At 64.8% G+C, this 17,180-nt stretch carries 15 protein-coding genes; 9 read left to right on the top strand and 6 right to left on the bottom strand.

The genetic code is table 11. The annotated features are described in order from the left end of the window. Nucleotides 1-46: 46 nt before the first annotated feature. The 4 genes from ACLRDN_RS06445 to ACLRDN_RS06460 form a co-directional block, all read right to left on the bottom strand. On the bottom strand, nucleotides 47-1,015 hold the full coding sequence (locus tag ACLRDN_RS06445; RefSeq protein ID WP_413459465.1) for a PDR/VanB family oxidoreductase: 969 nt from the start codon (nucleotides 1,013-1,015) through the stop codon (nucleotides 47-49). A 51-nt stretch (nucleotides 1,016-1,066) separates the two neighbouring features. After that, complete coding sequence (locus ACLRDN_RS06450; protein ID WP_088757127.1) at nucleotides 1,067-1,567, bottom strand: aromatic-ring-hydroxylating dioxygenase subunit beta; 501 nt, start codon at nucleotides 1,565-1,567, stop codon at nucleotides 1,067-1,069. Between the two features lie 5 nt (nucleotides 1,568-1,572). Continuing rightward, complete coding sequence (locus ACLRDN_RS06455; protein WP_413459466.1) at nucleotides 1,573-2,859, bottom strand: aromatic ring-hydroxylating oxygenase subunit alpha; 1,287 nt, start codon at nucleotides 2,857-2,859, stop codon at nucleotides 1,573-1,575. A 66-nt stretch (nucleotides 2,860-2,925) separates the two neighbouring features. Further along, entirely contained in the window at nucleotides 2,926-4,092 is a 1,167-nt protein-coding gene (locus ACLRDN_RS06460) for an amidase family protein (RefSeq protein WP_413459467.1), read from the bottom strand. Nucleotides 4,093-4,429: 337 nt separating this feature from the next. Here ACLRDN_RS06460 and ACLRDN_RS06465 point away from each other — a divergent pair, with 337 nt between their 5' ends. After that, nucleotides 4,430-5,359 carry a LysR substrate-binding domain-containing protein gene (locus ACLRDN_RS06465; RefSeq protein ID WP_413459468.1) on the top strand — a complete coding sequence of 310 codons (930 nt, stop codon included), beginning with the start codon at nucleotides 4,430-4,432 and terminating at the stop codon, nucleotides 5,357-5,359. Between the two features lie 111 nt (nucleotides 5,360-5,470). On the opposite strand, the gene ACLRDN_RS06470 is transcribed toward ACLRDN_RS06465, so the two are convergent. Together ACLRDN_RS06470 and ACLRDN_RS06475 are read right to left on the bottom strand one after the other, a co-directional pair. Beyond that, entirely contained in the window at nucleotides 5,471-6,529 is a 1,059-nt protein-coding gene (locus ACLRDN_RS06470) for a porin (RefSeq protein WP_413459469.1), read from the bottom strand. A gap of 338 nt (nucleotides 6,530-6,867) precedes the next feature. Then, nucleotides 6,868-8,409 carry an ATP-binding protein gene (locus ACLRDN_RS06475; protein ID WP_413459470.1) on the bottom strand — a complete coding sequence of 514 codons (1,542 nt, stop codon included), beginning with the start codon at nucleotides 8,407-8,409 and terminating at the stop codon, nucleotides 6,868-6,870. Between the two features lie 224 nt (nucleotides 8,410-8,633). Here ACLRDN_RS06475 and ACLRDN_RS06480 point away from each other — a divergent pair, with 224 nt between their 5' ends. The 8 genes from ACLRDN_RS06480 (at nucleotide 8,634) to ACLRDN_RS06515 (ending at nucleotide 17,166) form a co-directional block, all read left to right on the top strand. Further along, nucleotides 8,634-9,794 carry an acyl-CoA dehydrogenase family protein gene (locus ACLRDN_RS06480; protein WP_413459471.1) on the top strand — a complete coding sequence of 387 codons (1,161 nt, stop codon included), beginning with the start codon at nucleotides 8,634-8,636 and terminating at the stop codon, nucleotides 9,792-9,794. Nucleotides 9,795-9,845: 51 nt separating this feature from the next. Then, entirely contained in the window at nucleotides 9,846-10,217 is a 372-nt protein-coding gene (locus ACLRDN_RS06485; RefSeq protein ID WP_075257467.1) for a hypothetical protein, read from the top strand. Between the two features lie 2 nt (nucleotides 10,218-10,219). Continuing rightward, nucleotides 10,220-10,963: an SDR family NAD(P)-dependent oxidoreductase gene (locus tag ACLRDN_RS06490; RefSeq protein ID WP_413459472.1), complete on the top strand. Its 744-nt coding sequence runs from the start codon at nucleotides 10,220-10,222 to the stop codon at nucleotides 10,961-10,963. Nucleotides 10,964-11,058: 95 nt separating this feature from the next. After that, nucleotides 11,059-12,234, top strand: a complete 1,176-nt coding sequence (locus ACLRDN_RS06495; protein ID WP_413459473.1) for an ABC transporter substrate-binding protein — start codon at nucleotides 11,059-11,061, stop codon at nucleotides 12,232-12,234. A gap of 133 nt (nucleotides 12,235-12,367) precedes the next feature. After that, on the top strand, nucleotides 12,368-13,402 hold the full coding sequence (locus ACLRDN_RS06500; RefSeq protein WP_413459474.1) for a branched-chain amino acid ABC transporter permease: 1,035 nt from the start codon (nucleotides 12,368-12,370) through the stop codon (nucleotides 13,400-13,402). Continuing rightward, nucleotides 13,399-15,303: an ABC transporter permease subunit gene (locus tag ACLRDN_RS06505; RefSeq protein WP_413459475.1), complete on the top strand. Its 1,905-nt coding sequence runs from the start codon at nucleotides 13,399-13,401 to the stop codon at nucleotides 15,301-15,303. The genes ACLRDN_RS06500 and ACLRDN_RS06505 overlap by 4 nt, the downstream gene beginning before the upstream one ends. Beyond that, entirely contained in the window at nucleotides 15,293-16,042 is a 750-nt protein-coding gene (locus tag ACLRDN_RS06510; RefSeq protein WP_413459476.1) for an ABC transporter ATP-binding protein, read from the top strand. Before ACLRDN_RS06505 ends, ACLRDN_RS06510 begins: the two co-directional genes overlap by 11 nt. Nucleotides 16,043-16,083: 41 nt before the next feature. After that, nucleotides 16,084-17,166 carry a ketopantoate reductase family protein gene (locus ACLRDN_RS06515; RefSeq protein ID WP_413459477.1) on the top strand — a complete coding sequence of 361 codons (1,083 nt, stop codon included), beginning with the start codon at nucleotides 16,084-16,086 and terminating at the stop codon, nucleotides 17,164-17,166. The last annotated feature ends 14 nt before the right edge of the window (nucleotides 17,167-17,180 follow it).

Genomic DNA, 17,180 nt, shown 5'->3' on the forward strand with positions numbered 1-17,180 from the left:
TCAATCCGAACGGCGTGAGGCAGTCTTCAGAGAGCCTCAGAGATCCTCAGAGATCCAGCACCAGCATCCCCGACCTGGCCCGCGAGACACAGGTACAAATCTGGTCATTGGCCGCCTTCTCCTTCTTGGAGAGGCAATTGTCGCGATGATCCGGCTCGCCCTCCAGGAGCGGCACCACGCAGGTGCCGCAGATGCCTTCGCGGCAGGAGGTATCGATGACGATGCCTTCGCGCGCCAGGATATCGACGATGGGAATACCCACCGGGATCTGCACCACCTTGCCCGAGCTGGCCAGCTTCACTTCGAAGGCGCCATCGCCGCCGCCTGCACCTTCCGCAGAGGCAGCAGGGGCCACCGGTGCGGCGAAGTGTTCCAGGTGGATCGCCTCCTCGCTGCGGCTGGCCGCGGCACACTTGACCACCGCATCCATGAAGGGGGCGGGGCCGCAGGTGTAGACGTGGGCGTCCTTGCTGCCGGCTTCCAGGCAGGCCGTCAGGTAATGGTCCATCTGCGCCGGCATGACCGCATAGTGGAAACGCACCTGCGCGGCGAAGGGCGCGTTTTCCAGCAGGTCGGCAAAGGCCGCATGCTCGCGCGCCCGCACGAAGTAATGCAGGGTGAAGGGCTTCTGTTCGGCCCACAGGCGATAGGCCATGGCCAAGAGCGGTGTCACGCCGATGCCGGCGCCAAAGAGCAGGTGCTCCGGTGCGCTGGCGTCGAGGGCGAAGAGGTTGCGGGGCGTGCCCACTTCCAGTTCCGTGCCGGCTCGCACGGCATCGTGCAGGGCCGCTGAACCGCCCCGCGAGGCGGGCTCGCGCTTGACTGCGATGGTGTAGCCGCAACGGTCTTCCAGCGGACCGCACAGCGAGTATTGGCGCATGATCCCGGTCGGCCCGGTGACGTCGATGTGGGCTCCCGGCTCGTAAGCCGGCAGCGGGGCGCCATCGGCGCGCACCAGGCGGAAGGAACGGATGTCGCCGGTTTCATCGGTAACGGTGTCTACGATCAGTTTCATGAGGCCAATACTCGTCGGTTCATTTCAATTGCGAATGTGCGGTGCGTCAGCTCAGAGCAGGAAGCCCAGGGCGTTGAGGCTGTCCATGGAGTTGATCAGGCGGATCACCTTCTGCTCGATCTTCGGACCCTGGGGCGTGAAGCGCAGGCGATGCGTGACGTTGGCCACGAACATCGTGTGCTGCTGGCGCTTGTAGCCCACCAGGACCTGGGCCGAGGTGATCTCCACCAGCTCCTCCGACAGGTGCACCGGCACGAAGCGCGAGACGGTGCGCACGGTCGCGGCCGCATCCACGGCCGACATCGCGTGGCCCGAGGTCAGGCGCTCGATGCGGATCTTGCGCATGTGGGCATTGTCGTAGGCGTAGTTCAGCGTGGCCGCGTAGTCGGTGGTGTCGGGATCGATGGGCACCACGTAGTAGCCATCATCGGTCCACAGGGCTTGCCAGGCGGCGTAGTCCTTCTTGTCCAGCAGTTCGGCTTCCTTCCAGATGAAGGCGATGGCGCGCGCCATCGGTGCGGGGATGCCTTGCAGGGTATCTTGTTGGTTCATGGCGATCATTTCTCCATCATCTTTTTCCACATGGCATAGGCTTCGCGCATGCCGGTTTCATCGGTCGAGTGCGACACCTTGTCGCCGTTGTCGTCCACCCACTCACGGTTCAGGCCACGGTTGACCAGGATCGGTGCATCGCGGCCGGCGTGCGAACCCGCCTGCACGCGTTCCCAGGCTTCGGCATCATCGGGGCTGCCGAAACCGAACGGACCCTGGAAGTGTTCGTGGATGCGCAGGCGTTCGCGGTTGGCGATCTCCGGTCCGCCGTCCATGCCCAGGGCCACGTGGCGGATCTGGGTCTCGCCCACCGACACCGGATGCAGCACCCGGAAGAAGGACATCGACATGGCCACGTTGGGGAACAGGTTCAGGTTGAAGCCGGCGCCGTGCAGCGAGCGCACGATGCGGCGCACCTGTTGCGGCGGCATGGTCTTGGAGAGTTCTTCGGTGACATGAGCGAAGCGCTCCTGCAGTTGTTCGCTGCCATCGTCCACATCCAGGTCCACATGTTCCGGCACCATGATCATGACGCTGTGGCCATTGCCCAGCGAGCGGGTGATGGACTGGTCATCGGTCATGAAGGAGAGCATCTCGGAGGTCTCTTCATCGACCGACGACAGGAAGGTCTTGTGCACCACCGGGAAGTGATAGCCGTCGGTGGTGTTCTCCAGCTGGATCTTCCAGTTGCCCTTGAAGCTGAACTTGTGCTCGCCCTGCACCTTCACGGGGAAGCCCGCGCCTTGCTTCATGAACAGGTCGATCCACTTCTTGGCATGGCCGAGGAAGTCCGACAGCGGTTCGATCTCCTGGTTGAAGGAAGCGAAGATCATGCCGTTGTAGCTCTCCGCACGCAGGCTCTGCAGGGGCAGGTCGGCCTTCTCGATGACGTCTTCATAGCCTTCCGGATAGGGCAGGCCGCGCAGCTTGCCGTCCAGGCCATAGGACCAGCTGTGGTAGGGGCAGGTAAAACCGGTGGCGTTGCCCTTGTGCTTTTCGCAGACCGTGGCGCCACGGTGGCGGCAGCGGTTTTCCAGCACGTTGATCTTGCCGGTCTTGTCGCGCACCACGATGACCGGCTGGCGGCCGATCTGGGCGGTCTTGAAGTCGCCGGGATTCCTGATCTCGCTTTCATGCGCGACCCAGATCCAGGTCTTGTAGAAAATCTTGTCCATCTCCGCTTCGAAGATGGCCGGATCGGTGTAGAGCGAAGGGTCCACCACCGCATCCTGTACCAGGTCGGCATAGGATGAATCGGTCTTGCGCGGGTGGAAGCGTAGCGGTGCGTTCATGGCTTTCTCCAGTGGCTTGCAGTCGTTGTCAGTGTTCATTGGGCGAGCTTGTCGGGGCAGTGCGTGTCAGGGGCGTTGCTTGAGGGCCTGTTCCAGATGCAGGGCCAGTGCGCAAATGCGTTCGTCATCGCCCTTGCGGCCGACCAGTTGCAGTCCGGCTTTCAGCGGGCTGCCGGCAATGGGCACCGGGATGCTCAGGGCCGGATGGCCGGACAGGTTGAAGGGCCGCACCAGCGAGGACAGCATCAGCACCGAGGCCCCCTGGCGGATCGCTTCCAGCGTCGGCGGCAGCGACGGCAGCGTCGGCAGCAGCAGCGCATCGGCGTCAGTCAGGGCCGCATCGACTTCGGCGCTGAAGGCGGCGCGCACGGCTTCGGCCTGGGCCACCGCGTCATCGGTGGTGGTGGCGGCGGCCGAGAGACGCTTCTCGATGTCGGCGCCCAGTTTGCCGAGGCCAAGCAGGTGGCCGAAGGCGTCATGCGTCTCGCGGTTGATGAGGGTCATGCCGGCTTCAAACGCGGCGTGCATGTGGTGCGGGGTCCAGGCATCGCCCGTCCAGCCGCTGGCGGCGAAGGCGGTGGCGACGGCCTCTGCGATCTCGGGATCAGCTTGCACCGTCACTAGTTTGACGCGGGCCTGTGCTACCGCTGCGGTAGCAGCAACGCGGTCAAAACCGGGCGCGATACTGGCCATGGCGCTGATGATGAGATCCATGGTGCGCGCAAAGGGGCCCACGCAATCCAGGCTGCTTACGGCCGGATAGGCCCCGGCGCGGCTGACGCGGCCAAAGGTCGGTTTCAAGCCGATCACGCCGCAGCAGGCAGCGGGCAGGCGGATCGAACCGCCGGTGTCGCTGCCGATGGACATGTCCACCAGCCCCGCGCCCACGGCCGAGGCCGAACCACTGGAGGAGCCACCGGTCATGCGGCTTGCGTCCTGCGGATTGACGGCGGTGCCATTCCAGTCATTGATGCCGGTCATGCCGTAGGCCAGCTCGTGCATGTTGGCGCGGGCGGTGAGTTGCCAGCCGGCGTCGAGCAGCTTGCGCACCACGTCGGCGTGCGCTGCAGCCGGCGGCGCGTCGGCCAGGGCGGCGCTGCCGCCGCAAGTGGGCTGGCCGGCGATGTCGATGCAATCCTTGATGGCCACCGTCGGGCCGCTGCCTCCGAGATGAAAGCGCGAGAGCAGGGCGTGGCCGGTGCCGGGGACGGTGCGTGGTGAAGTGTTGCTCATCCTGCCGCTCCCAGGAAGGCGATGCGGGCCTGCTGCTGCAGGGCGGCGAGGGCGGCCTGGCCATTGCGCTTGCGCGGCGTCGGCAGGGGGGATGAAGAACTTGGCTGGGGGCTCATGGCGCATCCGTTCAAATGGGGCCGACCAGGCTGGCAATCCACGTCGGGCGCGGCATGCAGGCGGTTTCCTTGGCTGATGTGAAGCATTCTAAAAGTCGCCTTAAAATAGATCAAATTGATGTAAAATATTTTTCACATAAGCGGCATGGATAGTGATCGCCGCTTTCCTTGATTTGACTCATCGGGCCCAGGCCCCCGCGCGACCCCATCCGGAGACTGCTATGGCGACCTTCAACAACATGGACCTGAACCTGCTGCGCGTCTTCCAGGCCATTGCCGACGAACGCAGCCTGACCCTGGCCGGCAACCGCCTGCATCTGTCGCAGCCCGCAGTGAGCTATGCGCTGGGCCGGCTGCGCCAGATCTTCGATGACCCGCTCTTCATCCGTACCAAGGAGGGCATGCAGCCCACCCCGGCCGCGCTGGAACTGGCCAAGCCCATCAACCGCGCCCTGCAGGCGGTGCAGGATGCGCTGCGCTACACCGAGCGCTTCGACCCGGCCGCCAGTACGCGCGTCTTTCGCGCCTCGATGACGGATGTGGCCGAGATGATGTTCCTGCCGCAGCTGTGCGAACTGCTGACCGCGCAGGCCCCGCATACGCGCCTGCAGGTGGAGCAGGTCCCCCCCGCACATCTGGAAGAAGCGCTGCGCACCGGCCAGCTCGACTTCGCCTTCGGCAACCTGCCGGCGCTCAAGCCGGTCACCTGTCACGAACAGCTGTTCCGCGAAACCTATGTCTGCATGATGCGCAAGCGTCCTGCCCTGCCGGCGCGGGAACACCTGGAGCTCGACGAATTCCTGGCGCTCTCGCATGTGCTGGTGGAGTCGGCCGAGAGCAGCCATCACCAGGTCGAGAACGCGTTCCGCAATCTCGGCGTGCAGCGCAAGATCAGCCTGTCGATCCCGCACTTCACGGTGCTGCCGCGCATCCTCGGCAAATCCGACCTGGTGGCCACCGTCCCGGCGCGCATCGCCAAGCTCTTCCACAGCGAGCACCCGGACGTGTTCCTTTCCTACGAACTGCCGGTCAAGCTGCCGGCGGTGGACATCACCCTGCACTGGCATCCGGCCTTCGATGCCGACGCCGGCAATACCTGGCTGCGCCAGATCGTCATCGACATGCTGCAGAGCTACGGCCGCAGCAGCTGATCCATCGCCCCTCAAAGCAGAAGGCCCGCCACTGCGGCGGGCCGTTCTCTCCTGCGTACGGGAAGACCACCGGATGTCGGCAGCGGCCTTCCCTCCTCAAGTAGCCCGTGCTCAGAAGCGGTGACGCATGCCCAGGCGCACGGCAGTCTGGTTGCCGGTGGACGACTGGATACCGCCACCAAAGACCGGATAGGCGTTGTAGCCCTTGTCGCGGTCATAGACGGCGCCCACGTAGAGGTCGGTGCGCTTGGAGATCTTGTAGTCCACCGTCGCCACCAGTGCCTGGGCATTGCCCACGCCCTGATTGCGCTTCTGGAACTGGTAAGCGGCCGCCAGATCCCACAGCGGCGTCAATGCATAGACCGTGCCCAGTTCATAGGTGGTGGCCTTGGCCTTGGTGTCGGTGTTCTTGACCTGGGTGATCACGCCGAAGGGAGTGAAGGCACCGATCTGGTAGCGCGCACCGCCACCGTAAATGCGGGTGGCCGCACTGCCGGTGCTGTTCTTGATGTCGGTGTAGGCCAGGGCGCCGCTGAAGGCGCCGCTGTCGTACTGGCCGAGGGCGCTGACGGTACGGCCGGCATTGCTGTTGCCCGCCACCTCACCCATGCCCAGCATGGCGCCAAAGCTGAAGCCGCCGAACTTGGCGCTGTTGTACTTGATGGAGTTGTTGGTACGGTCACCCGCATAGATGTGGTTGTTCAAGGCCGTGCCGTGGGCGGCATCGGCATGCAGGCCCCAGCCGAAGGAGCCGGCCGGCGAGAGCGCACCCATCGCATACTGGCCACCGATGTTGGCCATGAAGTCGTACTGGCGGCCCACGCTGATGGAGCCCAGTTCCTTGCTGCCCAGGCCGACGAAGGACTGGCGGCCGAAGATCAGGCCGCCCTGGCCCAGGCTGCCGTCATCGGCGCCGAAGCCGGTTTCCAGGGTGAAGAAGGCGTTCAAGCCACCGCCCAGGTCTTCGATTCCCTTGAAGCCGATGCGGCTGCCCTGGGCGATGCCGCTGTCCATGCGCAGCAGCGAAGCGCTGCCGCCACCGGTCTTGGGGGCGTTGGAGTAATAAGTCAGGCCGAGATCGATCAGGCCATAGATGGAAACGCTGCTCTGTGCATGTGCCATCCCCGTGCCGGCCGCGAGCAAGGCGGCGGCCAGTAGTTTCTTCTTCATGTGACAAGGCTCCCTGTGGTGTTGCAGTGTGATGGTCGCGCCGCGGTCCGGGTGAGGCCGGCGCGCAGCGGCGAACGCAGCCTGGTGCGGTGGAGGTCTGCGTGGCGTGCATGACAAGTCGTCATGTGTGCCCATCATAGGAAGCACATTTGCGCCAGATCAAATTGATGCAGCGGATAGATGGAATAAGCCCGATTCATGCATGTGGCAGATAAGTCCCCGGCTCTCGAATCCGGTGCATGAATCGGCGGGTGAACGGGATAATCGTGCAGAACTTCACCACGCGAGTGCGCGCGATCACCAAGGCGGCGCGCGCTGCGGTGTGCCTAAAGCTATCTTTAGTTGTGGCGTTCCACCAACGGCAGCGTGAAACAGAAGCGCGTGCCGCAGGTCTCTCCGGGCTGTGCCCAGATATCGCCGCGATGGCGCGCAATGATGTTCTTGCACAGCGCCAATCCGATCCCGTTGCCGCTGACCTTGGAAGAAAAGAAGCCATCGAAGAGCCGCTCGCGGTGGCCGGCATCGATGCCGCGTCCCTCGTCGGCCACCGTCAGCAGGGCATTGCCGGCACTGCGTGCGGTGCTGATGCGCACATGTCTTGCGCCCTCGGGAAAGGCCATCATTTCCTCGATGGCGTTGAAGGCGAGATTCAGAATCACCTGGCCCACCAGCACCTTCTCGCAGCTCACCACCAGCGGCTGTGTGCCCGGTTCGATGTGCAGGTGCACCCGGCCTTCGGCGGCCTTCATCTCGATGAACCAGCGCACTTCCTCCAGCACGGCGTTGAGGTCGATCAGGCCTTCGCTCTGCTCCAACCGCACCACGTATTCACGCACGCTCTTGGTGATGGTGGCGGCGTGGTCGACCTGGCGTCCGGCACTCTCCAGTCCCCACACGATCTGTCCGGCCTGTTCGCGCAGGGCCTCGCTCTGTTTGATGCGCAAGACCGAGCCTTCGAGGAAATTGCGGATCGCCGCCAGCGGCTGCGACAGCTCGTGCGCGATGGCGGTGGCCATCTCGCCCATGGCATTGTGGCGCGCCAGGTATTCCAGCGAGGCCTGGTCGCGGCGGCGCGCTTCTTCGGCTTCGACCTGGTCGGTGATGTCGTGGAAGTGCAGCAGGTGGCCCTTGAGGTCGTTCTCGATCTCGATGTAGCGGCACACTGCGTGATGCCAGCGCACCAGCCCATCCTTGCGCAGGATCTGGTAGCGCAGCGGGAAGCTGATGGCATCCGGCAGCGCCAGCGTGAGCAGTTCCAGCAATTCATCGCGCGACTCAGGCAGGCATTGCTCGACGAAATTCTTGGGCGGGTTCTGGCCCGGCCGCACGCCCAGCAGCTTGCGGCCGGCGTCGCTCAGGTACTCGATGCCGCCATCCGAACGCAGCACCGTCACGCCTTCGTCGGAGTCCTGCATGAATTCCTTGAGGCGGCTCTCCAGCTTCTTCATCTCGCGCCGGATCTGTTCCTCGCGCGCAATATCGCGGAACTGCACCATGATCACGTCGCGCTCGGTCAGCGGCACCAGCGTGGCGATCGCCTCGGAGAGAATCTCGTCGCCGTTCTTGGCGCGGTAGCACCACTCCACCATGTTGCTGCCGTGAAGTACCGCATCGTGCAGCCACTTGCGGCCGATCTCGCGGCGGTATTCGTGCGACTGCCGGCTCATGTCCGGGGCCTTGAGCGGCAGCAGTTCTTCCAGCGTGAACCCCAGCACCTGGCAGGCCGAGGGATTGGCCCAGAGGATGGACTTGGTCTGGGCGTCATGCAGGATGATGCACATGGGCAGTGCCTCCATCATGCGGCGGAAATCCTCCAGGCCGAAGCGGATGGTGTCATCCGGCAGGGCAGGGGAAGCGGGGGCAGCGGATTGATCTGGCATTGCTCGTCTCGGTAATGGCTTCATGGTCTTCAGGCGGTGGCGTCTGCATGGATGAGTTCACGCATGGGAGTGCACACTGGCGCTGCTTTGTGGAATGGCCCTAGGGGTTTTCTTTAGAAGGCTTCACCTATTCCCCTAAAAAAGCTGCAGCGCTCCCGATTGAACCGGGATACGCCGCTCCCTACACTCGTCTTCATTCTGATGCAAGCCACCTGGAGAATGCAATGTCCGTGATGGAGAACCCGGCCGCACTGGCCGCCCGTGAAGAAGACGCCCTGGTCCCGCTGCTGGCCGAGATCCGTGCGCGCCGCGATGAATTCGCCGCGCAGCGTTTCGTGCCCAAGGATTTCATCGCGCAGTTGAAGAAGGCCGGTGTCTATCGTGCCGCCACCCCGCAATGCTTCGGCGGCAGCGGCATGTCGCCGATGGCCTTCCTGCAGTTGATCGAAAGGATCTCTGCAGCGGACGCCTCGGTGGGCTGGGTCGCCAGCTTCGGGTCGGCCTCGGTGTACCTGGCTGCCCTGCCCAAGGAAACGCAAGCCAGGCTCTACGCCAATGGCCCGGACCTGACCTTCGCCGGCGGTCTGTTCCCGCTGCAGCCGGCTGAGCAGGTCGAGGGCGGCTGGATGGTCAACGGCACCTGGAAATTCGGCAGCGGCTGCAAGGGCGCCGACGTGCTGGGCGTGGGCATCGGTGCGGCCGTACCGGGCCAGGCCGGTTCCAAGCCGCGCACCGCCGTGCTGCCGCCGGAGCAGGTCGAGATCATCGACAACTGGGACGTGATGGGACTGGTCGGTACCGGCAGCCATGACCTCAAGGTCAGCCAGCAATTCGTCCCCGAAGAATGGACCTTCATCCGTGGCGGCGTACCCACCATCGATGAACCGCTGTACCGCTATCCGACCATCGCCTATGCCGCGCAGGTACTGGCGGTGGTGAACCTGGGCGTGGGACGCGCCGCCATCGACGAGATCAACCAGATGTCTGGTGGCCGTGTGGCCATTACCGGTGCGCCCAAGCTGGCCGACCGTTCCTACGTGCGCATCGAGGTCGCCAAGGCCGAAGCGAAATTGCGTTCGGCGCGCGCCTTCCTCTACGACGCCACCGGCGAAGTCTGGCATTCGATCCTCGCCGGCAACCCCGTCACGCCCGAGCAGGTCAGCCTGCTGCGCCTGACCGCCGTGGAAATCGCCAAGGTCGGCAATGAAGTCACGCAGGCCATGTTCGGCCTGGCCGGCACCACCGCCATCTACAGCAACCACCCGCTGCAGCGCTACCTGCGCGATGCCGCCGTGGTCAAGCAGCACGCCTTCCTGGGCGAGGGCATCTATGACGGCGCCGGTGCGGTCACGCTGGGCGTGCCGCCGATGCCGGGCTTCCTGTAAGCCGTTGCGTCCTTTCTCTTTTTGATTTCAAGTTTTCAGCCCGGAGCCCTCATGAGCCAAGTCCCAAGCAATGATAAAGAACCGCTGCGCGTCCTCTTCTGTGTCGGCGTGACGCAAAACTTCTTCGACCTGCCCGCCACCGAGACCGGTCCGGTGTGGCAGGCCTACGGCCAGATGATGACGGCGCTGGCCACCATGGAGGGCATCAAGGTGCTGGGCACCATGGACGATGACCGCCTCATGGTGGGCAAGTCCGACGACGCCCCGTGGACCTTCTACATCATGGCCGACGTGGCCGACCTCGATACGGTGGTGGCGGCCTGCAACCTGTTCCGTACCACCATGGTCGGTGAACACCGCCTGTGGAAGTACGGCAAGATCGAAGCCCGCGTGGGCCGCGCGCTGATCATCCAGGGCGCCTGATCATGGACAAGAAGATTGCCCTGGTCACCGGCGCCGCACGCGGCCTCGGTCAAAGCATTGCACGCAAGATGCACGCGGCCGGCTACAAGGTGGCGCTGGCCGACATCGACCTGGAACAGGTCTCGGCAGTGGCCGCCAGCCTCGATGCGAGCGGTGCCACCGCCATGCCGCTGGCGCTGGACGTGCGCCGCAAGCCGGACTTCATCGCCGCCTGCGACGCCATCGAACTGCGCTGGGGCGGTGCGGCGGTGCTGGTCAACAACGCCGGCCGTTCGCGTGTGGCAGCGTTGATGGAGATCACTCCCGAGGAGTGGGACGAGGTCACCGCCATCAACATGAAAGGCACGTTTCTTGCGTGCCAGGTGTTCGGCAAACGCTTCGCCGATCGCGGCTACGGACGCATCATCAACATCGCCTCGCTGGCCGGACAAAACGGCGGCACCGCCACCGGTGCGCACTACGCGGCGGCCAAGGGTGCGGTACTGACCCTGACCAAGGTCTTTGCCCGTGAACTCGCAGGTGCCGGGGTGACCGTCAATGCCATCTCGCCGGGCCCGCTGGACCTGCCCATCGTGCGCGAGATCGTGCCGGCCGACAAGCTGGCCGCGACCATTGCCACCATTCCGGTCAAGACGCTGGGCGAACCCGATTTCATTGCCGATGCGGTATTGCTGCTGGCTTCGCCCGATGCGGGTTCGGCCACCGGCGCCTGCCTCGACATCAACGGCGGGCTCTACATGCGTTGATGAGGATCGGCCTGGTGCCGATGTCAGATTGCTGTCCCAGATCGGTGGCGGCGTGGGGAAGCCCGCCATCATCTCAACCAACAAGGGAGAAACACATGCTGCACAAACGCCTGATTGCCACCGCCGCTACCGCCGTCCTGGCCGCTGCCGGAACCCTTGCCAGCGTCGCCGGCAATCTTGCCATGGCCCAGGTCAAGATCGGGGTCGTCACCTCCTCCACCGGGCCGGTCTCGCTGGTGGGCATTCCGCAAAAGAACACCGTGCCGCTGCTGCCGGCCAAGGCCGGTGATCTGAAGATCGAATACATTTCGCTGGACGATGCCAGCGATCCGACCAAGTCGGTCACCGAAGTCAAGAAACTGATTGCCGAATACAACGTCGATGCCATCATCGGCCCCAGCGGTTCGCCCAATGCCATGGGCGTGATCTCCTTTGCGGCCGAAGCCGGCGTGCCGATGCTGGCGCCGGTGGGCACGGCGGCCGTGGTGCTGCCGATGACGGAGCAGAAGAAGTGGGTCTTCAAGACCACCCAGAACGATGACCTGATCGCCAGCGCCTTGGTGGCCCAGATGGTCAAGACCAAGGTCAAGACGGCCGGCTTCATTGCCGTCAACGATCCCTTCGGTGAGAACTGGGCCAAGGTCTTCACGGAGCTGGCAGCCAAGAACAACATCAAGATCGTGGCCAATGAGCGCTACCAGCGCACCGATACCTCGGTCACCGCGCAGACGCTCAAGATCGTCGCCGCCAATCCGGATGCCGTGCTGGTGGCGGCCCCGGGCGCAGCCACCGTGCTGCCGCAGACCACGCTGTTCGACCAGGGCTACAAGGGCAAGATCTACCAGACCCATGGTGCGGCCCTGCCGGCCTTCCTGCAGCTGGGCAAGAACAAGGTCGAGGGCACCATCCTGGCGGCCAGCCTGATGCTGGTACTGCCCGAGATCCCGGACAGCAATCCGTCCAAGAAGGTGGCCACCGACTACATCGAAGCGTACAAGAAGATGTACAACACCGTGCCCGCCACCTTCGGTGCCAACGTGTATGACGCCGGTCTGCTGCTGGAGAAGGCCATTCCTGTGGCCGCCAAGAAGGCCAAGCCGGGCAGCAAGGAATTCCGCGCCGCCCTGCGTGATGCACTGGAAAGCACCAAGGAAGTGGTCGGCACCCAGGGCGTCTACACCATGAGTCCGGCCGACCACAGCGGTTTCGATGAACGCGGACGCGAACTCATCACCGTCAAGGGCGGCAACTGGACCCTGCTCAAACCGTAAGACGCTGGCCTGCTGCGCCGGCCCTGGCCTCCACGCCGGACCGGCGCAGTGTTCTACCTCCACACGCATCCCGAACCTGGCGCGTCGTTCCCGGCTGGATGGCAGCGCGCGCCGGCTCCACAAGGAAGTCGCAATGAATCTCCAAATCGTGGCGCTGCTGGGACAGGACGGCATCACCAACGGCGCCATCTATGCGCTCTTGGCGCTGTCCATCGTCCTGGTCTTTACCGTCACCCGTATCCTCCTGATCCCGCAGGGCGAGTTCGTCTCCTTTGGCGCCCTCACCATGGGCATGATGCAGAACGGCCAGCCGCTCACCGTCGCCTGGCTGCTGGTGGCCATGTGCCTGGGCGCCTGTGCCTTCGACCTCTACGACATGTGGCGCACCAGCCGCCGCCGGCCCAGCCTGTGGCTGCCGGCCAAGCTGGCGTATGCGGTGGTCGTGGCGGGACTGGCCCTGAATCTCAATTTCGCCGCCTTGCCCATGCTGGCGCAGATCGCCATGACCCTGCTGCTGCTGGTGCCGATGGGGCCGCTGATGTATCGCATGGCTTTCCAGCCCATCGCCTCGGCCTCGCCGCTGGTGCTGCTGATCGTTTCCATCGCCGTGCACGTGGCGCTGGTCGGCGTGGCGCTGCTGGTGTTCGGCCCGGAAGGTGCGCGCACCGCGCCCTTCACCGAGACCAGCCTGGAACTGGGCAGTCTGCGCTTTTCCAGCCAGGCGCTGTGGGTGATCTGCGTCTCGCTGCTGCTCATCGTGGGGCTGTTCCTGATGTTCGAGCGCACGCTCTATGGCAAGGCCTTGCGCGCTGCCGCGTTGAACCGCATGGGTGCACGCCTGATGGGTATCTCGCCGGTGTTTGCGGGCAAGGCCATGTTCCTGCTGGCTTCATTGATTGGCGTGATGTCGGGCGTGCTGATCGCGCCCATCACCACGATCTACTATGACTCGGGCTTCCTGATCAGCCTGAAGGGCTTCGTCGGTTCCATCATCGGCGGGCTGGTCAGCTACCCGGTGGCGGCCATCGGCGCACTGGCCATTGGCCTCATCGAATCCTTCTCGACCTTCTGGGCCAGTGCCTACAAGGAAATCATCGTCTTCGTGCTGATCATTCCCATCCTGCTATGGCGTTCTCTCTCGACCCGTCACGTGGAGGAAGAAGAATGAAACCCGCTTCCTCCACTTCTTCCAAACGTCCGGTGGCGCGCTTGTCCTCGCGCGCGGCGCTGGGCCTGTTCGTGGTCCTGCTGGCAGTCGCACCCTTCGTGCTGCCGCCCTTCACCATGACCTTGTTGAACAACATCGGCCTGGCCTCGCTGGTGGTGCTGGGACTGGTGCTGCTGACCGGCGTGGCCGGCCTGACCAGTTTCGGGCAGGCGGCCTTCGTCGGTCTGGGTGCCTACTTCTCGGCGGCATTGTCGGCCAAGATCCTGCCGCTGCCCGATGCGCTGCTGTGGATGCAATCGCCCTGGGTGGCACTGGTGGTGGCCTTGGTGCTGACGGCCGTGCTGGCCTTTGCGGTGGGCAGCGTTACGCTCAAGCTCTCCGGCCACTACCTGCCGCTGGGCACCATCGCCTGGGGCATCAGCCTGTATTTCATCTTCGGTACGCTCGAGAGCATGGGCGGGCAGACCGGCATGTCGGGCATTCCCTCCATCACGTTCTTTGGCATCGCGCTCAGTTCCGACCGGGCCATGTTTGGCCTGATCTGGGTGGCCGTGCTGCTGGGCGTGGCGGCCCTGAGCAATCTGCTGGATTCGCGCGAGGGCCGCGCCATCCGCGCACTCAAGGGCGGCATCGTGATGGCCGAGGCCATGGGCATCAATACGGCGCGCATGCGCATCGTGGTCTTCGTGATCGCGGCCGTCCTGGCGGCCCTGTCGGGCTGGCTGTACGTGCACATGCAGCGCTTCGTCAATCCCTCGCCCTTCGGGCTGGGCTTCGGCATCGACTACCTGTTCATGGCGGTGCTGGGCGGGGCCAGCCATGTGTGGGGCGCAGTGCTGGGTTCCACCTTGATCGTGGTGCTCAAGGAATGGCTGCAGGGCATCCTGCCGGTGGTGCTGGGGCGCTCGGGCAACTTCGAGACCATCGTCTTCGGGCTCCTGATCGTGGTGCTGCTGCAGCGTTCGCGCGATGGGCTGTGGCCTTACCTGGCACGCCTGGTGCCGGTGCGCAGCCTCCGGCTGGAGATCGATCCGCAAGCCGAAGCACTGCCACGCCGCCCCATGCCTGCGCCGCAGGAAGTGGTGCTGGATGTGCGGAACGTGACCCGCAAGTTCGGCGGCCTGGTGGCCAACAACAACATGAGCCTGAAGGTGATGGCCGGTGAAGTGCTGGCCCTGATCGGTCCCAACGGGGCGGGCAAGTCCACGCTCTTCAACCAGATTTCCGGTGTCGATACACCGACCTCGGGCAGCGTGCAGTTCCGCGGCCATGAGGTCACCGGCCGCGGTTCGCGCCACATCGCCGGGCTGGGCATGAGCCGCAGCTTCCAGCATGTACGCCTGATGCCGCGCATGACGGTGCTGGAGAACGTCGCCATCGGTGCCTATCTGCGCGGCCAGCGCGGTGTGCTGTCGTCCATGCTGCGTCTGGATCGCCAGGAAGAGGCGCGCATCCTGGCGGAAGCGGCGCGCCAGATCGAACGTGTCGGATTGAAAGCACAGATGTTCGAGCAGGCCGGTGCGCTCTCGCTGGGCCAGCAACGCATCCTGGAAATCGCCCGTGCGCTGGCCGCCGATCCCTGCCTGCTGTTGCTGGATGAACCCGCAGCGGGGTTGCGCCTGGGCGAGAAGCAGGCGCTGGGCGACCTGCTGCGCAAGCTGCGCAGCGAAGGCATGGCCATCCTGCTGGTGGAACACGACATGGATTTCGTGATGGAACTGGTGGACCGCATCGTGGTGATGGACTTCGGCCAGAAGATCGCCGAGGGCTTGCCCGAAGAGATCCAGAACAATCGCGCCGTGCTGGAAGCCTATCTGGGCGTGGCCGACGAGGAAGAGGGCGCCGCAGTCGAAGAAGGCGCGGGCAATGCCATCGCAGCAGGAGCACATCATGGGCAATAATGTATTGGAAGTACGCGACCTGTCGGCGGCCTATGGCCGGGTGCAGGTGCTGTCGGGCATCGACCTGTCGGTGGAGCAGGGCAAGATCGTCACCGTGATCGGCCCCAATGGCGCGGGCAAGACCACGCTGCTCTCGGCCATCATGGGCGTGTTGCCCTCGCGCGGGGCGACGGCGTTTGACGGGACCATCCGCCACTCGCCCGAGGTCGAAGAGATGGTGGCCGCCGGCATGACCCTGGTGCCGGAGAAGCGCGAGCTGTTCTCGGAGATGAACATCGAGGACAACCTGATGCTGGGGGCTTTCCAGCGTTACCGCACCGGGCAGCGCGATCATGCGGCGACGCTGGAAGAGGTCTATACGCTCTTCCCGCGCTTGCGTGAACGCCGCACGCAACAGGCCGGCACGCTCTCGGGCGGCGAGCGCCAGATGCTGGCCGTGGGCCGTGCGCTCATGGCCAAGCCGCGCCTGCTGATGCTGGACGAGCCCAGCCTGGGGCTGGCGCCGCTGATCGTGCGCGAGATCTTCCGCATCATCGCCGAGCTGCGCCGGCGCGGCGTCTCCATCCTGCTGGTGGAGCAGAACGCGCGCGCCGCGCTGCAGGTGGCCGATTACGGCTACGTGCTGGAGAACGGCGAGATCCGCATGCACGGCCCGGCCAGCCAACTGGCCCATGACCGCCGCGTGATCGAGGCTTACCTGGGCTTGTCCGGCAAGCACCAGGACAAGCTGGCGGGCTGAACATTTTCCTGATCGATTGATTGAGTGATTGAGTGATTGCCATGAGCAACGCAACTTCCCCCTCTGCTGCATCACCTTCTGAACCCTTGCGCATCTGCATCGCCGGCGCCGGCGCCATCGGCGGCACCCTGGCCGTGCGCCTGTCGGCCGCCGGCCACCAGGTCAGCGTGTTGGCGCGCGGCCAGACGCTGCAGGCCATCCGCGAGCGCGGCCTGACTTTGCATGACCTGCACGGAACCACCCAAGCCCGTCCGGCGACCAGCCAGTTGCCGGAGTTCGGCATGCAGGACGTCATTTTCCTGTGTGCCAAGAGTCAGGACATGTCAGCCCTGCTGCCCCAGATTGCGCCCATGGTGGGCGAAGAGACGGTGGTGATCCCGACCAACAATGGCGTGCCGTGGTGGTATTTCCACCGCGAGGGCGGGCGCTTCGATGGCCAGGCCGTCAAGGCCGTGGACCCGGATGGTGCGCTGTCAAACGCGGTCGCGCTGGACCGGCTGATCGGCAGCGTGCTTTTCATCACGGCCGAGGTCGAGAGCCCGGGCGTGATCCGCTCGGTCAATCCGCACCTGATGGTGCTGGGTGAACCTTCCGGCGAGATGAGCGAGCGGCTCATGCGCGTGCGTGCAGCGGTGGAAGCGGCCGGCATCGAAGCCCGCGCCACGGATCGCATCCGCGACAAGCTGTGGACCAAGATCATCGCCAACATCAGCACCAACCCGCTGTCGGTCATCACGCAGGGCACGCTGCAGCAGTTGTACGGCTTGCCGGAGCTGCGCGAGGTGGTCAGCCAGATCATGCGCGAGACCTTGCTGGTGGCCTCCAGCCATGGGGCGCGGGTGGATATCGATCCACTGACCTTCCTGCAGCTGGGCGAGGCCATGGGGGCGTTTCGCACCTCGATGCTGCAGGATCTGGAGCGCGGGCGGCCACTGGAGCTGGCGGCCATCGGCGATGCGGTGCTGGAGATGGCCGAGCGTTATGCCATCCCGATGCCGATCACGCGGGCCATCGTATCGCTGGCGCGTTTTCGCGGGGAGGCGGCGCAGCAGCAGACAGGGCAGACAGGACAACAGAGAGCGCAGCAGACACAACAACCGCAGCCGGCGGCACGGGCCGCCTGAGCGCGATCACCTCA

The sequence above is a fragment of the Herbaspirillum huttiense genome, assembly GCF_047300815.1.
Lineage (GTDB): Bacteria > Pseudomonadota > Gammaproteobacteria > Burkholderiales > Burkholderiaceae_D > Herbaspirillum > Herbaspirillum huttiense_A.

Coding starts and splice junctions, on each gene's coding strand:
- ACLRDN_RS06510 (WP_413459476.1), top strand. CDS start 15,293: ATGGGCAATAATGTATTGGAAGTACGCGACCTGTCGGCGGCCTATGGC.
- ACLRDN_RS06465 (WP_413459468.1), top strand. CDS start 4,430: ATGGCGACCTTCAACAACATGGACCTGAACCTGCTGCGCGTCTTCCAG.
- ACLRDN_RS06485 (WP_075257467.1), top strand. CDS start 9,846: ATGAGCCAAGTCCCAAGCAATGATAAAGAACCGCTGCGCGTCCTCTTC.
- ACLRDN_RS06495 (WP_413459473.1), top strand. CDS start 11,059: ATGCTGCACAAACGCCTGATTGCCACCGCCGCTACCGCCGTCCTGGCC.
- ACLRDN_RS06500 (WP_413459474.1), top strand. CDS start 12,368: ATGAATCTCCAAATCGTGGCGCTGCTGGGACAGGACGGCATCACCAAC.
- ACLRDN_RS06505 (WP_413459475.1), top strand. CDS start 13,399: ATGAAACCCGCTTCCTCCACTTCTTCCAAACGTCCGGTGGCGCGCTTG.
- ACLRDN_RS06450 (WP_088757127.1), bottom strand. CDS start 1,567: ATGAACCAACAAGATACCCTGCAAGGCATCCCCGCACCGATGGCGCGC.
- ACLRDN_RS06475 (WP_413459470.1), bottom strand. CDS start 8,409: ATGCCAGATCAATCCGCTGCCCCCGCTTCCCCTGCCCTGCCGGATGAC.
- ACLRDN_RS06515 (WP_413459477.1), top strand. CDS start 16,084: ATGAGCAACGCAACTTCCCCCTCTGCTGCATCACCTTCTGAACCCTTG.
- ACLRDN_RS06490 (WP_413459472.1), top strand. CDS start 10,220: ATGGACAAGAAGATTGCCCTGGTCACCGGCGCCGCACGCGGCCTCGGT.
- ACLRDN_RS06445 (WP_413459465.1), bottom strand. CDS start 1,015: ATGAAACTGATCGTAGACACCGTTACCGATGAAACCGGCGACATCCGT.
- ACLRDN_RS06470 (WP_413459469.1), bottom strand. CDS start 6,529: ATGAAGAAGAAACTACTGGCCGCCGCCTTGCTCGCGGCCGGCACGGGG.
- ACLRDN_RS06460 (WP_413459467.1), bottom strand. CDS start 4,092: ATGAGCAACACTTCACCACGCACCGTCCCCGGCACCGGCCACGCCCTG.
- ACLRDN_RS06480 (WP_413459471.1), top strand. CDS start 8,634: ATGTCCGTGATGGAGAACCCGGCCGCACTGGCCGCCCGTGAAGAAGAC.
- ACLRDN_RS06455 (WP_413459466.1), bottom strand. CDS start 2,859: ATGAACGCACCGCTACGCTTCCACCCGCGCAAGACCGATTCATCCTAT.